This window comes from Bordetella genomosp. 11 (genome assembly GCF_002261215.1).
Classification (GTDB): domain Bacteria; phylum Pseudomonadota; class Gammaproteobacteria; order Burkholderiales; family Burkholderiaceae_B; genus Bordetella_C.
This window is the reverse complement of sequence record NZ_NEVS01000004.1, coordinates 1,947,207-1,966,698: the sequence shown is the minus strand read 5'-3', so window position 1 is coordinate 1,966,698 and position 19,492 is coordinate 1,947,207. Positions and strand designations below refer to the sequence as shown.

Genomic DNA, 19,492 nt, shown 5'->3' with positions numbered 1-19,492 from the left:
CACCTTCCGACCGCGATCAGGTCGGTACTTTACGCAGCATTTCGGAGCCGGTCAGCCCAGAGGCGATTTCGCGCAGCGCGGTCACCGTGGGTTTGTCCTTGCTGTCCAGCCGCGGGGCATGGCCCTGCGCCAGTTCGCGGGCGCGATAAGTGGCGGCCAGGGTCAGCGTGAAACGATTCGGAATGTGGGTCAGACAATCTTCAACGGTAATGCGGGCCATAGTGGGTCACCTGAAATACGACAAACTGATGAAAGGGGAGCGAAGCTGCGCCCTGGAGCTCAGTGGGGCGCCGAGATACCCAGTTGCGAGAACAACTGGGCGTGGCGGACTGCTTGAGAAGAGAAACGCAACCTTGCCGCATTGACGATCTGGGTAAGTTCCGTCAACGCGTTGCTAAATTCTTGATTAATAATAACATATTCGCATTCGGGCGCGTGGGCGATTTCGCCGCCGGCGGCCAGCAGCCGGCGCGCGATAACGGAGTCGGAATCCTGCCCGCGCGCCTTCAGGCGGCTTTCCAATTCGTCGATGGACGGCGGCAGGATAAAAATGCCGATCGCGCCGGGAAAGCGTTGCCGGACCTGGCGCGCGCCCTGCCAATCGATTTCCAGCAGCACGTCGTGCCCGCCCCGGGTCGCCTGGACAATGCCGTCAACCGGGGTGCCGTAGTAATTGCCGTGCACTTCGGCCCATTCCAGCAGGGCGTTCTCGTCGCGCATGCGTTCGAAATCCGCGACGCTGACGAAGCGGTATTCCCGCCCGTCCTGTTCACCCGGACGCGGCGGGCGCGTCGTGCAGGACACGGACAGGCGGATCGCGGCGTCGCGCTGCAGCAGCGCCCGGACCAGGCTGGATTTGCCGGCGCCGCTGGGCGCAACGACCATAAAGACATTTCCGGGCGTGGCGGGGATTCCGGCGGATGCGGGCATGGCGATCGACAGTCAAGGAAACTTGCGGGCTACCCGCCGTCCGCCGGCGCGCGCAGCGCAACGGCAACCTGAAGTACGGGCGAGACATGAAGGATAACAAATCGTCGCAGGCGGGGGCCATGGGGTAGGATGCCCGATATTTTCCTATGGCTTCCGACAGGAGACGAGCATGAACCAGAACGGCAGGCGAGGCGAGGGCAAGGTGGCGGTGGTAACGGGGGCGGGAAGCGGCATCGGCCGCGCGGTCGCCCTGCAATTGCTGGCGGAAGGCTATCGCGTGGCCCTGGCCGGGCGCAGGGCCGAGGCGCTGGAGGAAACCCGCGCCGCAGCCGGCGCCGATGCGCAGGCTGCCCTGGCGGTGCCCACGGACGTCTGCAGCGAAGAGTCGGTACGCCATCTGTTCGACGAGACGAAGCGTGTTTTCGGGCGGCTGGACGTGCTGTTCAATAATGCGGGACGCGGCGCGCCTGCCGTGCCGATCGAGGAATTGCCGGTGGAAACCTGGCGCAGCGTGGTCGATACCAATCTGACCGGCATGTTCCTGTGCGCGCAGGCGGCGATCCGGATCATGAAAGACCAGCAGCCGCGTGGCGGGCGTATCGTCAACAATGGCTCGATTTCCGCGCATGCGCCGCGGCCGTACTCGATCGCTTACACCTCGACCAAGCACGCCGTGACCGGCATGACCAAGTCGATCTCGCTGGACTGCCGCCAGTACGATATCGCCTGCGGGCAGATCGACATCGGCAATGCCGCGACCCCGATGACCGAGCGCATGGTCGGGGGCGTCCTCCAGCCGGACCATACCGTCCGTCCCGAACCCCGCATGGACGTCGCGCACGTGGCGGAGGCCGTGGCTTCGATGGTGGCCCTGCCGCTGGATGCCAACGTGCAATTCATGACCATCATGGCCACCAAGATGCCCTTCCTGGGACGGGGCTGAGCGCCGCAGGCGGTCCTGACTTCCCGCGAACGGCCCCCGCGGTGGTTCGGATCGGCCACCCGGTAGGCTGGGCCCCCAGCGGGGCCGCTACGCGCCGGCGTTAGCGCGCGTTCGAGGCGACGACGGCCGCGCCGCCATTGGGACCGATATAGCGGCGCGCACCCGTGAAGCGCTTGGCCCAATAGGCGCTGTCCAGGGTATCGATGCGCACTCTTTCCCCGCGCGTGGGCGCGTGGACGAATTCGTTATTGCCGATATAGATGCCCACATGCGAGGTCTGGTTACGCCGGTGGGTACCGAAGAAAACCAGGTCGCCGGGTTGCAGCTGGGCCGTTTTCACGGCATGGCCCTCGGCTCGCTGATCGCGGGCCCGGCGCGGCAGCTCCATCCCGGCCACTTCCCTGTAGATGAAGCTGACCAGGCCGCTGCAATCGAAGCCGGTATCGGGATCGTCGCCGCCCCAGCGATAGCGGGTGCCCAGCGCGTCCAGCCCCGCGGCAACCACGCGGTCGCGCAGCGAGGGAACGGTAGGCAGGTCGGTCGGGGAAAGGCCCTTGAGCGAGCCGAAAGCGTCTGACGAAATCATCGCGCCGGCAGTGCCGGGCAGGGTGGCGAGGGCGATGGTCAGTAGGGTGGTCGGTAGCAGGAATCGAGAAAAAGCAAAGCGTCTCGTCGGCGGCGTCATAACTTCACTTCAGAATGCGGAGTGGAATGGCGTGGCTTCAACTGCGTTCAAGCCGGCGGATGCGGAAATAGTTCGCGAAGCGGATTATATAACGGAAATATTTCTTACATCTGTCGGGAAAATCGTGCTATCTCGTCCATCCTGGGGGCAATTCGTCACATCCCGCCGGAGTGTTCGAAAGTTGTCCCGGGCACGCCTCGGCGATACCCGGGTAAACCCTGATCCGCCCCGGATTTCGATGACAGCCCCAGTGCCGAGCGGACCGTTCACCGACGTTTTGGGGCGCCGCCGGGCGCGTTCCTGCGGTTGCCGTAACTTGGGCGAATATTCGCCGAAGAAGAAAGCAGGAAAGCGGGGAAGCAGGAAAGCGGGAAGCGGGAAGTGGGGAGTGCGAAGCGGGAAGCGGGACAGTCGCCATGCGCGAAGCGCGGTGCCGAAGCGCCGCGCTCCTGGAAGCGCAGCTTCCGGTCAGAAGCTTCCCCGCAGGCCCACCATCACGGCGCGGCCGCCCTCTGGCGCGATGTCGCGCAGTACCGAGGTCGCATAACGGATCTCCTGGTTCGTCAGGTTGGTGCCTCGCAGATAGGCCTGCCATTGCGTCTTGTCGACGCGGAAGGAGTAGGTAAGGTCGGCATCCAGCTTGTAGTACCCGTCCGTACTATCGTCATTGTCGGGATGGCGGTGCTGGGCGAAGGCCTTGGTGAACGAGACGCCCGCGCCCCAGGCGCCGTAGGCGTAGTCCAGGCCGAAGCCCAGGCGCAGCGGCGGAATGCGCGGCAGCGGTTCGCCGGTGTCGCTGTTGCGGGCGTTGGTGTAGTCGCCCGAGAGCAGCAGGTCCAGCTTGTGCGCGCCCCGATCGAGCACCCGGAACGAACTTTCCGCCTCGAATCCGAAGAAGTCCGCGGGGACGCCCCGGTATATCGCCTGCGACAGCGCGTCGTCGGAGCCCGGCGGCACGACGTTGCCCTCGTCGTCGACGGACAGCCCCGTATTGACCTCGGTGATGTAATTGCGGAAGTGGCTGTAGAACACGCCGACGCTGCCATGATGCGGTCCTTCCTTGAAGCGCAGACCCAGGTCGGCCGAGAAGGAGCGCTCCTTGTTCAGGGCGGGATCGCCGATCAGGTATTGGCCGGTCGCGTCATGCGGTCCGTTGGCATAGAGCTCGTAGAAGGTCGGGGCGCGTTCGGTATACGACCCGTTCGCCGCCAGCGACCATACGCTGTCGAGCTTGTAAATGGCGCCCAGCGCCAGGCTGCCGGCGGTGAAATCGCGCTGGGAGGCCGCATCGAATTTTTCGATACCGCCCGCCGAGGGTGTAAGCCTTGTGTATTCCATCCGTCCGCCGACGCTGAGGTTCAGGCGGTCGGTGACGTCCCACTGCTCCAGATCGAATAGCGCGAAGGAATCGGTATTCGTTGTCGGCACGAGGCTTTCGTCGCCCAGCGCGGAAAACCGGCTCTGGCTGACCTGTATCCCCAGCGCGCCGTGCAGCGGGCCCAGGTCGCGATGTTGGGCTTCGATGCGCGCCTCGTAACCATGGTTTTTGAAGGTGGTACCGGTGACGCCGTCGTCCACCTCGCGATGTCGGTAATCGGTGTACGCGAAATCGAAGCGCACGCTTTTGAAGGGGCCGTCCAGGTCTTCGATTTTGCCGGTGGCGCCGAAGCGTTCCTGGCGCATCTTCAAGCGCACCGTATCCTCCGCCACCGAACCGTAGTCAGAGTCGTAGCCGCTGTAGGAAAGCCCGGCGTAGCCGCTGTCGCCCGTCCACGCCAGGCCCAGGCCGCCGCCGTGCACGGAGCCGTCGCTATTGGGCAGGCGGCCGCGCGGTTCGTCGGTGCCCGGATCGTCCTGGGCACGCAGCGCCGCGGAGCGGGCAAAGCCGGGAATACGCAGCTCATCGGTTTTGCGGCCGAAGGCGTCCGCCCGAATGGCGAAGTTGCCATCGCCGCCTTCGACCTGGACGGCACCCGATCGGCTGTCGTTCGCGCCGCCCCAGTCGCCCTGGACCTGGCCGTGTATGCCCTGGACAGGCTCGGTCGGGATGCGGCCGTCGATGACGTTGACCACGCCGCCCACGGCATTGCCGCCGTAGAGCAGGGCGGCCGGACCGCGCACGATCTCGATACGGTCGGCCGTCATGGGGTCCAGCGGCACGGCATGGTCGAACGAGAGCGACGATGCGTCGATCGAGCCCAGGCCGTTGTTCATGATGCGGATGCGGTCGCCGTCCATGCCGCGAATAATGGGGCGCCCCACCATGGGGCCATAGGTGGTCGTGGATATTCCGGGCAGGCCGTTCAGCGTCTGGCCCAGCGTATCGGCACGGCGCAGATCCAGGCCGGTGCCTTCCAGCACGGTCGTCGGCGCGGCCACTTCGGTGCTGCCCAGCGGGTTGCCGGTGATGATGACGGTGGGCAATGTGACCGCGGGTGTCGGGGCGGGTTCGACCGCGCTTTGCGACCGCGCGGACGGTGCGGCGGCCATTGCCAGGGCAGCGCTCAACGATAGGGCCAGCGGGGTGGGGAGAAAACGGCGCAGTGCGGCGCCGCGCGGCTCCTGAATGGATAGGGTCGTCATGGTTTTTTGAAGGCAAAAGGAATCCCGCCGCCGCGGAAAGCGGCGGGAATGCCGGGCCTCGATGAGGCGCGGTACGGGTCGATACGCGACACGATGCACGGCCGGATGGCCGCGATGGTGCGTTCGGCGCTAAGTGTTGACGTTCAGCCTGCGCGGCGGCGCGCGCGGCAGGATCCATGGCCGCCCGGCGGCAAGGTGCGAGACGGGAAGTCGCGTGGCGACGGGGATTGCCGGCGAGGGTGCGGCGTCCGCCTGCGCCGGATTGGGCAGGGCATGATCCAGGAACTGCCACTCATCGCAGGCATGGCAATGCGCCGCCGCGCCATGTCGGTCGGGGTCATCGCCCTTCGGCCCCGCGGCGCCGGCGGATTCCATGTGCGACATGGCGTGCCATGTCGCGCCCGCCGGGGCGAGCAGCACGGCCAGCCACAGCCAGAGCAGCGTGGCGGCGCGTATCGCCGGACGCCGTCCGAATGAGGCCAAGGCGCGGTTTGCCTGCGGCAAGGTTCTTTCCCCGTATATGAATGGCCGGCTTTGGAATGACTAAGCAGCCGGTTTGTCTATTTATGTAATGATATATTATTTCATATCAGATTCGGCAGAAATATGAACGCCGCGGCGGCAAGCCGCCCGCCAGCCGGTATGGTCCCCGGCCATGATCGTCCGACCTAAAGCCCATTGGTTCCGGATGCTGTTCGCCTGGGAAAACTCGGTGCAGAACACCATCCTCGCGCCCCTTGCCATCATCGTGGCGCTGTCGCTGGCAGCCGTGTGGGGTTATCGACGCAGCGACGCATTCTTCCTTTGCCTGAGCCCGGTGCCGTTTTCCCTGATCGGCGTGGCGCTGGCCATCTTCGCCAGCTTCCGCAACAACGCCTGCTACGAGCGGTACTGGGAAGGCCGCAAGCAGTGGGGCGCCCTGACCGCGACCACGCGCGATCTCGTCCGTTTCGCCGTGACGGTACCGCGCCACGCCGGGGCGTCCCCGCCGCCGTCCGACGCGCACCCGCAGGCGCGTCATGTCGTTACGCTGCTGACGGCTTTCGTGCATGTCCTCAAGCACCAATTGCGCGGTACCGATCCGGCCGACGCGTTGCGCGCCCTGGTGGGCGACGCGCAGGCCGGCGAAATCCTGCGGCTTGCCTATCGTCCCCATCATTTGCTGCTGTGCGTGCAGCGCCAGATGGTGCGGTGGCATCGGGATGGCGGCCTCAGCGACGTCCTGCTGGCCACCGGGCTTGCGCATCTGGACAAGTTGAACCAGGCCGCCGGCGCGTGCGAACGGATACGCGGCACGCCGGTGCCGTATCCCTACGAAGTCCTGCTGCACCGGACGACGTACTTCTATTGCGTCCTGCTGCCTTTCGGCCTGGTGGAAAGCATAGGGTGGGCCACGCCCATCGTCGCCGTGTTCATCGCCTATGCCTTCCTGGGACTGCACACCATCGGCGGAGAACTGGAGGATCCTTTCGGACAGGATGCCAACGACCTGCCGCTCGATGCCCTGGCCGTCCATGTGGAACGCGCGATGCGCGAGGCGCTGGGCGACGATGCCTGGCCTCCCGTGCCGGTTCCGGACGCGCGCTACCGGTTGGATTAATCCTGCCGGCGGATCGCCGCGTGAACCGGCGGGCGTGGGTCACCGCCTGAACCAGCGCACGGACAACACGCATGCAATGGCCAGCAGCAGCCCGGCGGCCGCGGCCAGCAATGCGCTGATTTCGGTTTCGCGCCGTTCCAGCGAAAAGCGCGTGCTGAGGTTCTTGTAGACCTGGCTGAGGTCCGCGGCCGAGCCCGCCTGGAAATATTCGCCTCCGGTCATCTTTGCCACGGCCCGCAGGGTGGTCTCATCCAATTGCATGAAATACGACCAGCCATCGCCGCCCACCGTCCCTCCCTGCTGGGTGCCGAAGCCCACGGTGTAGATGCGCACGCCGCGCTTGGCCGCCATGCGCGCGATGTCGATGGGGTCCGGCCCGGTGGTGCGGCGCCCATCGCTTAGCAGGATGATCGCGCCGTTGCGGTATGAGCCGGGCTCGCGGGGAGGGCGGTCCTGCTCGCGCTTGAGCGCGTCATTGACCGCGCCCGCGCTGTCCATGGGAGGGGCGAACGGGCCGAAGCGGGATGCCGGGTCGTTGAGCAGCAGGGATTCGAACTCCGCCCTGTCGTCGGGAAACAGTGTGGCCAGCGCCACGATCAGGCCGCTGCCGGTCGCGGTGGCGCGCTGCAGTTCGAAGCGATCGATGGCGTCGAGCATGTCCTGGCGGTTGTCCGTCGGTGGCTGCACCACCGTGGCTGCAGCCGCGAACGCGACGATTCCCAACCGTACGCTGGCCGGCAGATCCTTGATGAAATCGCGCGCCGCCTGTTGCGCCGCGCCCAGGCGCGTGGGCTGCACATCGGTGGCTTCCATGCTGCGCGACACGTCCATGGTCAGGACCACCGTCAGCGTATCGGCGGGCAAGGTAACGGTGGCGCTGGGGCGTGCGCAGGCCAGCAGGGCCGCGCCCAGCGCCAGCCAGAAAAGGAAAGGAGGGACATGTCGCCGCAGCCGCTGCTTAGGCCCCATTGCGGTGCGTGCGAGCACCAGGCTGGGGTAGATCACCGCGGCTTTTTTGCGCCGCGCGAGCGCATAAAAATAGGCCGCCGCCAGCAAAGGCATCACCAACAGCAGCCAGAGCAATTCCGGCCAGAGAAACCGCATACAGTTCTCCTTGGCGCGTGGATGCGACGATGGTACTGTACTTCCACGACGAGGCGGAATTCCGGTGGCAACGATGAAAAGGGTTGCGATCTACGGATGGGTAGCGGCGGCGGTCGCGTTGGTTTTCGTTGCGGGCTTGGGCTCCGCCTGGCTGATGCAGCCGAAGCTGCGGGTGTTGACGCAAAAGGATATCGACGCCGCGGTCCTGCACACGCTGCAAACCAAGTCGCTGCCGTCGCGCACCGCACGTGCCGCCGAAGCGGTGCGGGCCTCGGTGGTGGAAATCGTCGGGTACCCCGCGGCGGACGAAAAGCCCGCGGCGGCGGACGACCAGGGCGATTCCAAACCGGATCCGCAAAGGCAGGCAGCGCCCGCCCAGCCCAAGGGCGCCGTGCCGGACGGCCCCAAGACCGTGCCACCCGATGCGGGCAAGCAGGCGCCCGCCGACAAGCCGGACGGCGACAAGGAAACGCCGGCGGAGAAGGGCGAGGCCGTCAATATCGGTTCGGGCGTGGTCGTCACCGACAAGGGCGTTATCCTGACCAACTATCACGTCATCGCGGGCGCGCGCCGCTTGAAGGTGCGCTTCTACGATGGCCACGAGTCCGATGCTTCCGTGCTCGGCGTGCAGCCGGAAAAAGACCTGGCCGTCATCCGCGCCACCTCGCTGCCCGATGACCTGCCGGCGGCTACGCTGGGCTCCAGCCGCAACCTGGCGCCGGGTGACGAAGTCGTTGCCGTGGGCTTTCCCTTCGGCATCGGGCCGTCGGTGTCCGCAGGTGTGGTGTCCGGCCTGAACCGCGACTTCGTGTCGCCTGAAAGCAAGCAGGATCTCGATCATCTGATCCAGTTCGACGCGGCCGCGAATCCGGGCAATTCCGGCGGACCGCTGGTGAATATGGACGGCGAGGTGGTGGGTATCGTGACCGCGATCCTCAACCCCACCAACAGCAAAACCTTTCTGGGCATCGGCTTTGCCACGACCATCGAAAGCGCTGGCAGCGCCGTGGGTATTTCCCCCTTCTAGATGTGGAGGCGTATGAACGACCAACCCATGAGCGCCGCGGACAGCGCCAATCTGATGGAACGCCTGCTGTACGAGGTGAAGCGGGTGGTGGTCGGGCAGGACCACTTCCTGGAGCGGGTTCTGGTGGCCATACTCGCGCGCGGGCATTTGCTGGTGGAAGGCGTGCCCGGCCTGGCCAAGACCCTGACGGTGAATACGCTGGCGCGCACCATGCGCGGTTCGTTCAAGCGCATCCAGTTCACGCCCGACCTGCTGCCGGCGGACCTGGTCGGTACGCGCATGTACAACCAGCGGACGGGCGAATTTTCCACCGTGCTGGGCCCGGTCTTCGCCAACCTGCTGCTGGCCGACGAGATCAACCGCGCACCTGCCAAGGTGCAAAGCGCCTTGCTCGAAGTCATGCAGGAAAGGCAGGTCACGATTGCCGGCGAGAGCCATCCGGTGCCGACGCCTTTCCTGGTGATGGCCACGCAGAATCCGATCGAGACCGAAGGCACCTATCCCTTGCCGGAAGCGCAGATCGACCGCTTCATGATGAAGGTGCTGGTGGGTTATCCGACCGAAGAGGAAGAGGTCGTTATCGTCAATCGCTTCACCGGTCCGCCGATTATGGTGAATCCCGTGGCGATGCCGGGACAACTGGCGCGGCTGCAGGATGAATGCCGCAAGGTCTATACGGATCCCGGCCTGATCCAGTACGCGGTGCGCGTGGTGGCGGCGACGCGGTCGCCGGCCCGCTGCGGCCTGGCCGACATGGCGCGCTACGTGTCCTTCGGCGCGAGTCCGCGCGCCAGCATAGGGCTGATCGACGGTGCGCGCGCGCTGGCTTTCCTGCGCGGCCGCGATTATGCGCTGCCCGAAGACGTCATCGACCTGGTGCCGGACATCCTGCGCCATCGCCTGGTGCTTTCCTACGAGGCGCTGTCCGATGGCGTAAGCGCCGACCAGCTTATCGACCGCATCCTGCAGGCCTTGCCGGCGCCCGAGCGCCCGCTGGAATCCCATGTTCGGGTGGCGCAGGCCTAGCGGGCGAGCGGCCGCCCAGGGCGCATCGGCCGATGCGCCGCCAGGCATGTCCGCCGGCGGCGCGCAACGCCGGGCGGACGCGCTGATGCGTCATCTGGAGTGGACGGTCGTTCGCCATCTGGATGGTTTGTTGCAGGGGGACTACCGAACGCTTTTTCGCGGTTTCGGCATCGACTTCGCCGATCTGCGCGAGTACAAGCCGGGTGATGATGTGCGCTACATCGATTGGAACGTGACGGCGCGGGTGCAGACGCCCTATGTGCGCGAATTCCAGGAGGACCGCGAAGTCGCCGCGTGGTTCCTGCTGGACCTGAGCGGATCGGTGGATTTCGGGTCGGGCGATGTGCGCAAGCGCGCGCTGCTGGCCGATTTCACCGCAGTCATGGCGCGTCTGCTGACTCGTCATGGCAATCGGGTCGGCGCGATGCTGTATAGCGGCCAATCCGATGCACGACCGGTGGTCGTACCGGCGCGGTCGGGGCGGCGGCACGTGCTGCATCTGATCGACCGCATGCAGGCGATGCCGTCCGCGGCGCGTGGCGAGACGCGCCTCGGCGACCTGCTGGACCATGCGCGCGGGAGCGTAAGCCGGCGGTCCGCGCTCTTCGTCGTTTCGGACTTCATCAGCGCGCCGGGCTGGGAGACGTCGCTGGGCCATCTGGCGCGGCATCATGACGTGGTCGCCGTGCGCCTGATCGATCCGCTGGAATCCGCCTTGCCGGACCTCGGCCTGCTTGTGCTGCAGGATGCGGAGACCGGCGAGCAGATGCTGGTCGATACCCACGACGCCGCATTCAGGAAGCGTTTCGCCGAGGCGGCCGCCGCGCGCGATGCCGGGCTGCGGGATGCCTTCGGGCATGCCGGCGTGAGTTGCCTGTCCCTGGTTACCGACGCCCGTCTGGACCTTGCGCTGCTGCGTTTCGCGCAAGAGCGCCGGCGACCGGGCGTTGCGGCGAAAGGCGTGGCGCGGCCCGCGGCCGCGGTAGTCGCGGATGTGGCGGGCGCCGCGCGGGATCGCGCGCGAGCGAGCCGGATGGAGGGCAATGGCGTGGCCACGGAGGTACGGGCAAGCCGTCCGAATGCCGTGCGGGGCCTGTCCTGATTTCGCCGTGAGCGCCGCCATGAACGCTTTGCCCTCCATCAGTTTCCTCTGGCCCCGGATGTTGTGGCTGTTGGTGTTCGTGCCCATCCTGGTGCTGCTGTACGTATGGCATGGCAGGCGCCGGGCGCGCGCCGCCGTCCCTTATCCCGCCTTGAGGGCAACCGCCTTTGCCACGGGGAAATCCGCGGGCTGGCGCCGCCACTTTCCCGCGGTGCTGATGCTGCTGGCCGTTACGTCGCTGTTGATTGCCGTGGCGCGCCCGCAGGCCTTGGTGATGCTGCCGTCGCGTCTGCAAACCCTTATTCTTGCCATGGATGCCTCGGGCAGCATGCGGGCGGAGGATATCAAGCCCAACCGCATGCAGGCCGCGCGCCAGGCCGCCAGGATACTGATCGACGCGCAGCCGGCGGATGTCAGCGTGGCCGTCGTGTCCGTGGCGGGTACGGCTGCCCTGGCGCAGGCGCCGAGTCGCAGGAAGGAAGATGTCGTCGCCGCGCTGGACCGGCTGCAACCGCAGCGCGGCACGGCGCTGGGCAACGGCCTGATCATCGCGCTGGTGACGCTGCTGCCCAAAGCGGGCATCGACGTCGATCGTTTCATGAACGACAGCGCCAGGGAAGAGAACGCCAGGCCGGCGCAGCGGCCGGAAGCATCCCGCAACGGTGCCCGTGGCGGATCCGATAATGGCGCGGCCCTCCGGCCGCTGCCCCGCGAAGGCGATGGCGCCAAGCCGGCGCCGGACAACGTCGGCGCCATCGTGCTTCTGTCGGACGGCGAAAACAATACCGGCCCGGAGGCGATCCAGGCGGCCCAGGTCGCCGCGGAACACGGCGTGCGCATCTACACCGTGGGCATCGGCACGCCGGATGGCGTCGTCATTACCGTGGACGGCTGGTCCTCGCGCGTGCGCCTGGACGAGGCGGTATTGAAGAAGGTGGCCGATATCACCGGTGGCGAATACTTTCGCGCCGAGGACGCGGAGGCGCTGAAGAAAGTCTACGGCACGCTCAGTGCACGGCTGGCCTTCGACAGGCAGGACCTGGTCGAAATCACGGCGCTGTTCGCGGCGCTGGGCGCGCTGCTGGCGGCTTGCGCGGGCTTGGTTTCGCTATGGTGGTTCGGGCGCGTGTTGTAGCGACTTCGGCATGCTGGCCTCGAAAGCGGCGATCACAGATTCGCACACCATGGATTCCTGCGCGATCGATAGGAGTTGGCGTCCTTCCCGGTGAGAGGAACGGGTGCGCTGCTCAAATCCGCGACAGCGGCTGCGCGATCTTATGTCGACATTCCTGTCTCCTACATGGTGCCGGCGGAGCTTATTCAAAATACTTTGCCGGGAACTAAAAGCGACCATGGCGTCGATCCGATATGTTGATGCTTATGGCAGTAATTGACTGATGCCCGGCATAAGTGTTCCTTGATGGAACAACGCACCGAGCTCCATCGTCTATCGATCGGAATCCAAAGGGAGCGACTGGTGCGCGCAATGTGGCGTCGAGGAGTGAAGGCCGGCTACCGTTGGTTCGTTAATGCCGTTGTGTTTTCCAGCGCATTGCTGGCTATGGCGACGGTATCGGTGGCAGCTTCCCCCGTGGCCCGGGACAATGGTGCGCGCAGTGCCGATCTTCCCCGGGTTTCACTCGATGCGAGGCTGTCGTCAATTTCCCTGTTGCACCCGGAGCGTCAAGACAGAGTGCCTCCTGGTCAAGCAAGCGAGGTCGTTGCCATCGACGAATCGGTTTCGGGGCCTGATGGGCCGTGGACCCCCGACTGCTCGGGCAGCGTGGTTTGGCAAGGTAAAGACTCCAAGGTCCAGGGGAAGACGCGTGACTATATTTTGACCGCGTACCATTGCGTGAATGACTTGGTGCCCATAGACGCCTTGGACGACAACTGCGTGGATGCGGCATCGAATCCCAAGGTAGGGAATTATCGCGTTCTTTATCTCAATGATCCGAATCAGGCAAAGGCCACGGTCGGCCAAATTTGCCGCCAGCCAACAAAAGAGGGCTACGGTGGCGACGTTGCGCTGCTGATCACCAATCCCAAGGACTATATAACGCCGATGGGCAACATAAGGCCAGTCGCGCGGGGGAGTTTAAGCACTGAAACAGAGGCCAAGGATCTTACGTCCCATACGTTGTTTGGGTATGGGTATTCTGGCACCCAGAAGATGCGGTATGAGCTGACGACGGGACAGATATATTTCGCGTTCATGGGTCGCGTTGTCGACCTCTTCGATGGCGATGGCGTAAATGTAGAGGGACTTCGGATAGAGGCGATGTTGCCTGGCGGGTCGGGCGGGCCGATGTTCTACCAGGGAATATACGTGCTGGGGCCGCTTTCCACGAGCAGCGTATACGAGCCCGAACTGCAAAGCCCTCTGTTCGGCATATTGACGTATTCCCTTCTCGACCCGATTTGGCTGCAGCGCAAGACTTCCAGCGTGCTTATTACTGAACCTGCGCCTGGGAGCTATGTATCCGCGGGCGAACCGCTCGTGCAGCGCGTAGCGGGGGTCGGTCCGCCCGGCGCAGTGATCAGCGTGCAGTTGGGCGATGCGACTTGCAATGGCTTTGGGGACAATGGAGTCGTACAGGTCGATCCGCAAGGGAATTGGAGCTGTCTGATCTCCATCGACTCTTTGCCCCAGTCCGTGCCACACGGCCTTCTGGCACTAGTGGCCGCGATAGTCTCGGATGATGGCAGTCCTCCGCTTGCGACAGATCTGGTCCATCTGCAATACACCGGCTCCGATACGCTGCGATTCACCGCGCCGAGCCATAAGTCGGGCAATTACGGCCAGGATGGAACGAATCTCATAGTCCCGACTTATTCTATTCGCGGCAACAGTCCAGCAGGGTCGCCCGTGGACGTCAGCCGCAATGAGAGCGATGTGCAGCCTGGGGGACGCCAGGTTTGCGACGGTGCGCAACCTGATGGCTTGCTGCGGTGGAGCTGCCCTCCGATGGATGTGGGCAGCGACGGCAGGATGTACACATTGACCGCAGTCACGCGGTTGACGTCTGGCACGAAGGCTGCGCGCCTGTCGGCGCAGACCGAGTACACGGCCAATGGTGGTTCCATCGCCCCTCTTAAGATGCTGACGCCGACGGATGGAAGTACGGTGCCGGAGTGGTATCCGGTAACGCTTAGCGGACAGCCGGGCATCGATACTCAGGCGGAAGTGTCCTCCAGAGACTTCGTGCGTAGAAGAATAGGAAATTTACCGTCTCTCGTGCCGTTTCGGACATACAGATCCAGTGCACTGCTGGCGCGGCAGTTCAATAATGGCGACCAGACCGGCTTTCAACGGATACAGGTCAATTTTCAGGCGGGCACACAATTCACGGTCGATGCACCGCGCGATAAAGAAGCCGGCGCATATCTGCCGACTGACACCATTACGGTGTCGGGTGTTGCATCACCCTGGTTGAAGGTTGAGATCGACAAGGTCTACAAGGATGGGAATCCGTACACCGGGGAGTACAGCTGCAATGTCGCTGTGCAAGCGACAGAGTCGAATGAGCGGCCGAAGGGCTCGTGGCAATGTCCGGATTTCGACGACAAGACGCCCGGCGTTTATACGATGGTCGTGAATCTCGTCCTTCCTGACCCCCCTAACGCGGTGCTGGAGACGATTCAACGCACATTCGAGATCGCATCGCCGGTGACGGTAAGCCTGCCGGCGGAGGGGTCGGTGCGGCAGGAAGGGATCGTGCCGGTGCAGGGCGAGGGCCAGCCGCTGTCGACGCTGGACATCTCCGACGAGGGCTCGTCGCAGACGGTGCCGCAGTCCTCGCTGATCCGCGACGCGTCGCTATGCACGAGCGGGCCTGTGACGGTGGATGCGAACGGTCGGTGGCGGTGCAACGTGCTGGCCTCCGAGGAGGGGGAGTACACGCTGACGGCCAAGGAGTACGTCAACGGTCGCTACCTGAACACGGCGACGCGGCACTACACGGTGGAGGACGACGACGATGACGACGACGACCCGCCAGAGCCGCAGGACCCGCCGGCCGATGGCATGGTGCCGCCCGGCGGCGGTGGCGGCGGCGCGGGCGGGGGCATCCCGTTAAGCGGGTTCGCGCCGCCGGGACTGCCGGCGCTGGGCGGAACGATCTTTCTGTGGCCGCCGGGCTTTGGCCTGGGCGGGGGCCTGGAGGGTGGCATCGAGATACCGATCAGCCCGAGCAGCGGGATCTGGAAGTCGCCGCCGCTGCCGTTTCCGCCGGGCGGGCAGTACACGGTGAACGTGCAGGTGCACAAGCACGGGCAGCCGTTCGGCAAGCCGGTGTCGCGGCACTTCTATGTGTCCGTGGAGATTGCCAAGAACGCGCAGCAGCTGCGGCCGGTGCTGCACGGCCAGCAGGCGATCACGGGGCGGGGCTATCCGGGGGCGCGGGTGGATGTGACGCGCGACGGCCAGCCGGTGTGCACGGTGGAGAAGGTCGGGCCGTCGGGCGACTGGTCGTGCGGACAGTACCCGACCGATACGATGGGCGAGTACACGATCACGGCCACGCACACGCTGGCCGGGGTGCCGCCCAGTACGAGTGCGGTGCACGTGGTGGTGGCGACGCCGGCGGCGACGATAGCGGCGCCGGCCGAGGGGTCGAACGTGGGCACGCCGACGTATGTGGTGTCGGGCACGGGCGAGCCGGGTGCGGTGGTGCTGCTGGACAGCACGCAGGCGCCGGCGGGGGTGGCCGACTGGCTGCGCTGGGCGGTGCAGGTCGATGACCAGGGCCAGTGGCAGTCGCCGCAGTATGTGGCGGTGGCGGGCAGCTACACGGTGACGGCCACGCAGGTGATCGACGGGGTGGCGCAACTCACGCCCAGCACGCGGGGCTACACGGTGTCGGTGCGGGCGACGACGATCGCCACGCCCACGCAGGGCCAGTGGGTGCCGGCGGGCACGCTGACGGTGCAAGGCAGCGCGGCGCCGGGGTCGTCGCTGACGCTGGCCGACTGCGGCGGGGGTACGCTGCCGCAGTGCACGGGCGGCACGCTGGTCAATCGTACGATCGAGGCCGATGACAAGGGCAACTGGTCCAGCAGCTATCTGGCGGTGCGGGGGCTGCATGCGGTGTCGGTGCAGGCGTATACGGCGGGCATCGCGGCGGGGGCGCCGGCCACGGTGAGCTACGCGGCGCAGGGCGACGTGGCGGGGATGTCGATCACCGCGCCGCAGCCTGGGCAGAGCATCAGTACGCCGACTTACACGATCGCCGGCACGGGCCAGCCGGGCACGCTGGTGACGGTGTCGGGGGTGGGGCTGGCCACGCATGCGAACATCCCGGTGGGGTCCAAGGGAACGTGGTCCACGACCTATCTGTCGCAGGCGGGCAGCTACACGGCGACGGCCGTGCAGAAGGGACCCGACGGGGGCGCGGACTGGAACGCCAGCGCCTCGGTGAGCTACTCGGTGGCGGGGACGGCGGTGGCGGCGGCGCTGAGCATCACGGACCCGGCGGAGAACGCGACGGTGGGCGCGAGCCACACCATCAGCGGCACGGGCCAGCCCGGGGCGGTGGTGACGTTGCCGGGGCCGGTGCCGGCGGCGGCAGCGGCACTCGCCTCGTCATCCATGTCGGCCGCTGGTTTGAGCGCGAACAATGGGTGCTACACGACGGTGAGCTCGCAAGGGGCGTGGAGCTGCGGCCCGTACGAGCTGGCGCCGGGCCCGTACAGCGTGACGGCCACGCAGTGGATCAATAACCTGGCGGCCGGGCCGCCGGTGCAGCGCGACTATGCGGTGCGGGCGGCGGCCGCGCCGGTGACGATCACCACGCCCACGGGCGGCGAGGTGATCACCGACCCGGTGTACACGATCGGGGGCACGGGGGCGCTGGGGGCCAGCGTGACGGTCAGCGGGCTGGGGCTGCCCGATGTGGGGCCGATCGCGGTGGGCCAGGACCGCACGTGGTCGGCGGCGTATCTATCCAAGAGCGGGACGTACACGGTCTCGGCCGCGCAAACGATCGGTGGACAGGCCGCGGGCACGAGCGCGCCGGTGCGCTACACGGTGCAGGCCGATGCCACACCGCTGACGATCGCCACGCCGTGGGAGAACCAGGAGATCGACCAGACGCCGTACACGATAGGCGGGTCGGGCGAGCCGGGGGCGTCGGTGACGATGAGCGATCCGCAGGGCGGAGCGCCGTGCCAGGTGACGGTATCGTCGGCGCGGCAATGGTCGTGCGGGCCGTACGACACGAAGGCGGGGACGTACTGGGTGCAGGCCGCGCAGTCGATGCAGGTCGACGGCAAGACGGTGCAGGTGGGCGATCCGGTCCTCCGGCATTACTCGGTGGAGCCGGACCAGGCGACGGTGCCGCCTGCGGGGGTGACGATCGGCACGCCGACCGATGGGCAGATCGTGCAGGTGCCGTATGTGGTGTCGGGCACGGGCCAGGCGGGGATGCAGGTGACGGTCAAGGGCGACAACGGGCTGCCCGAGCACGCGGACATCGACGTGAACGGCGACGGCCAGTGGACGACGACGTACGGGACGGAGTCGCCGCTGAAGGGGGCGTTCACGATCACGGCCACGCAGACGCTGGGCGGACAGATGCAGGGCACGCCGGCGCAACGTTCGTACCAGGTGCAGCCGGAGGCGGTGGCGATCGACAACCCGCAGTCGGGCATGACGGTGGATGTGCCGTATGTGGTCAGCGGCCGGGCGCAGCCGGGGACCACGGTGACGGTCACGGGCAATAACGGCCTGCCGACGTACGCGGGGATCGCGGTCAATGACCAGGGGCTGTGGACGCAGACGTACGGGAAAGGTACGCCGAGCAAGGGCCAGTTCACGATCACGGCCACGCAGTACGCGGGCAGCACGGCGCTGGGCAGCTCGGATCCGGTGACGTACAACGTGGGCGGCACGGCCAGCGTGTCGATCGTGTCGCCGCAGGAGGGCCAGTCGGTGTACCTGCCATACACGATCCGGGGTACGGGCGGGGGCCAGCTGGACTCGGTCAAGGTCGATGTGTCGGGCGTGGCCGAGCGCTCGGCACCGGTCAACGCGGACGGGACGTGGTCGCTGACGTACACGGACCAGGAAGACAAGCAGGGGGCGGGGCCGCGCACGGTGCAGGCCACGGAATACATGGGCAAGGATCAGATTGGGCAGACGCCCACGCGCGACTTCACGGTGGTGGCGGGGCCGCCGCCGGACGCGGCGATCGTCTACCCGCGCGATGGCGACCAGGTGCGCACCAATGGGGGCCGGCTGTACAAGGTGATGGGCACGGGGGCCTCGGGCGGGCAGGTGACGGTGACGCAGGCCGGCGGCGAAGGCGGGCCGGTGACGGTGGACGTGGACCTGAACGGCAACTGGATGACCGACGCGGTCTTCCGGGCGCCGCCGCCGATCAGCGACGCGCAGCACTGCACCTACAACTGGAGCTCGTGCAAGAGCGATCCCGGCACGGTCACCGCCACCCAGACCTACGGCGGCAAGCAGGTCAACCAGCAGCAGATCACCATCTATGGCGTGGTCACCTTCAATTGAAGGCCAGCATGTCGAAGTCGAAGGTGAAGCAGGACGTGGAAGGTGGAAATGGAGGACTAGCCGAACGACGCCTCTTCAAACCCGCCAGGTTGCCTGCCCGGGTGTCATCGCGAACGTCACACGGCCTTGCGCAGGAAGACCACGTCCGGCAGGCCTTCGAAATGGGCGTCGCAGGTCAGCAATTCCGCGTGCTGGTGTTGCGCCGTGGCATAGACGATGGCGTCGGCGGTAGCCAGCTTGTGCTCTCGGTGCAGATCCGCGGCGAGCAGCGCGATGGCCGAGTCCAAGGGCACGACGGCGCACTTTTGCGTATAGGCAATCACCTGGTCGGCACCTTCTTCGCCGACCTCGCGCACGAGCCATTTCGAGAGTTCCAGCTGCACGATGGTGGGGACGATGCACTGCGACTTGTCGGGGAACCGCTTGCGCAGTGTCTTGCCCAGCGCGCTGCCGATAAGCCATTCGATCCAGGCCGAGGTATCGACCACGCACAGCCGCGCGGCCATCAGTAGCGGTCCTTGCGGTCGCGGTAGCCGTCCTTGCGCGCGCCCTTGGCGATGCCGGCCAGTTGCTCCAGTTCAGGTACCGGCATGACCAGGACGCCCTTGCCCTTGGGGATGAATACGAACTCTTGTCCGGCTTGCCAGTGTTGCTCTTCACGCACGGCTTTGGGAATGGATATCTGGAATTTGCTGGACAGGGTGGCGGTGGCGGACATATTCGTACCTCATTCCTATCGATATTGGTTTTGTAAGAATACATCATTCCCGAACCGAAGGACAGCCGATCCGGCCTGCTCCCGGCAGAGCATGCGGCAGATGCCGCGTCGCACCCAAACGGCCGACATGGGGTCGACGCAGCTTATTCAAAACACTTCGCCGCGAACTAAAAGCCGTCGTTGTCCCCTTTGGGTATGTTGTTGCCAATTGCGGTCGGCTGATGCTCCGCCTGCATGGTCTCTTCGCCGGAACCG

Annotated in this window: 15 protein-coding genes; 7 read left to right on the top strand and 8 right to left on the bottom strand. The window is 66.0% G+C overall.

The window, feature by feature from the left end:
* Nucleotides 1-16 precede the first annotated feature (16 nt).
* Both rpoZ and gmk read right to left on the bottom strand, forming a co-directional pair.
* Nucleotides 17-220, bottom strand: a complete 204-nt coding sequence (gene rpoZ, locus CAL28_RS16450) for a DNA-directed RNA polymerase subunit omega (protein WP_094842373.1) — start codon at nt 218-220, stop codon at nt 17-19.
* Nucleotides 221-279: 59 nt separating this feature from the next.
* Nucleotides 280-885 carry a guanylate kinase gene (gmk, locus tag CAL28_RS16445; protein WP_176464021.1) on the bottom strand — a complete coding sequence of 202 codons (606 nt, stop codon included), beginning with the start codon at nt 883-885 and terminating at the stop codon, nt 280-282.
* A 214-nt stretch (nt 886-1,099) separates the two neighbouring features.
* Between gmk and CAL28_RS16440 the strand changes: the two genes are divergently transcribed.
* Entirely contained in the window at nt 1,100-1,873 is a 774-nt protein-coding gene (locus tag CAL28_RS16440) for an SDR family oxidoreductase (RefSeq protein ID WP_094842371.1), read from the top strand.
* A gap of 100 nt (nt 1,874-1,973) precedes the next feature.
* Here the strand turns inward: CAL28_RS16440 and CAL28_RS16435 are convergent, their stop codons facing one another.
* From CAL28_RS16435 to CAL28_RS16425, 3 genes are all read right to left on the bottom strand, one after another.
* Entirely contained in the window at nt 1,974-2,558 is a 585-nt protein-coding gene (locus CAL28_RS16435; RefSeq protein ID WP_094842370.1) for a C40 family peptidase, read from the bottom strand.
* 468 nt (nt 2,559-3,026) lie between these two features.
* Complete coding sequence (locus CAL28_RS16430; protein ID WP_094842369.1) at nt 3,027-5,141, bottom strand: TonB-dependent receptor; 2,115 nt, start codon at nt 5,139-5,141, stop codon at nt 3,027-3,029.
* A 129-nt stretch (nt 5,142-5,270) separates the two neighbouring features.
* Nucleotides 5,271-5,624, bottom strand: coding sequence for a hypothetical protein (locus CAL28_RS16425; protein ID WP_141218203.1), 354 nt, complete (start codon nt 5,622-5,624; stop codon nt 5,271-5,273).
* A 172-nt stretch (nt 5,625-5,796) separates the two neighbouring features.
* On the opposite strand from CAL28_RS16425, the gene CAL28_RS16420 reads away from it, so the two are divergent.
* Complete coding sequence (locus CAL28_RS16420) at nt 5,797-6,741, top strand: bestrophin family protein (protein ID WP_094842367.1); 945 nt, start codon at nt 5,797-5,799, stop codon at nt 6,739-6,741.
* Between the two features lie 39 nt (nt 6,742-6,780).
* Here the strand turns inward: CAL28_RS16420 and CAL28_RS16415 are convergent, their stop codons facing one another.
* Nucleotides 6,781-7,845, bottom strand: a complete 1,065-nt coding sequence (locus CAL28_RS16415) for a VWA domain-containing protein (RefSeq protein ID WP_094842366.1) — start codon at nt 7,843-7,845, stop codon at nt 6,781-6,783.
* A 73-nt stretch (nt 7,846-7,918) separates the two neighbouring features.
* On the opposite strand from CAL28_RS16415, the gene CAL28_RS16410 reads away from it, so the two are divergent.
* The 5 genes from CAL28_RS16410 (at nt 7,919) to CAL28_RS16380 (ending at nt 18,519) form a co-directional block, all read left to right on the top strand.
* Entirely contained in the window at nt 7,919-8,872 is a 954-nt protein-coding gene (locus tag CAL28_RS16410; protein ID WP_094842365.1) for a trypsin-like peptidase domain-containing protein, read from the top strand.
* Nucleotides 8,873-8,884: 12 nt separating this feature from the next.
* Nucleotides 8,885-9,898, top strand: a complete 1,014-nt coding sequence (locus CAL28_RS16405) for an AAA family ATPase (RefSeq protein ID WP_094842364.1) — start codon at nt 8,885-8,887, stop codon at nt 9,896-9,898.
* Nucleotides 9,876-11,000 carry a DUF58 domain-containing protein gene (locus CAL28_RS16400; protein ID WP_094842363.1) on the top strand — a complete coding sequence of 375 codons (1,125 nt, stop codon included), beginning with the start codon at nt 9,876-9,878 and terminating at the stop codon, nt 10,998-11,000. The genes CAL28_RS16405 and CAL28_RS16400 overlap by 23 nt, the downstream gene beginning before the upstream one ends.
* A 7-nt stretch (nt 11,001-11,007) precedes the next feature.
* Nucleotides 11,008-12,135, top strand: a complete 1,128-nt coding sequence (locus CAL28_RS16395; protein ID WP_094844671.1) for a VWA domain-containing protein — start codon at nt 11,008-11,010, stop codon at nt 12,133-12,135.
* A 2,103-nt stretch (nt 12,136-14,238) separates the two neighbouring features.
* Entirely contained in the window at nt 14,239-18,519 is a 4,281-nt protein-coding gene (locus CAL28_RS16380) for a hypothetical protein (protein ID WP_176464020.1), read from the top strand.
* 116 nt (nt 18,520-18,635) lie between these two features.
* On the opposite strand, the gene CAL28_RS16375 is transcribed toward CAL28_RS16380, so the two are convergent.
* Nucleotides 18,636-19,025 (bottom strand): type II toxin-antitoxin system VapC family toxin, encoded by a 390-nt coding sequence (locus CAL28_RS16375; protein ID WP_094842359.1) that lies wholly within the window; start codon nt 19,023-19,025, stop codon nt 18,636-18,638.
* A complete protein-coding gene (locus CAL28_RS16370; protein WP_094842358.1) occupies nt 19,025-19,237 on the bottom strand; it encodes an AbrB/MazE/SpoVT family DNA-binding domain-containing protein in 213 nt (70 codons plus the stop codon). The genes CAL28_RS16375 and CAL28_RS16370 overlap by 1 nt, the downstream gene beginning before the upstream one ends.
* Between the last annotated feature and the right edge of the window lie 255 nt (nt 19,238-19,492).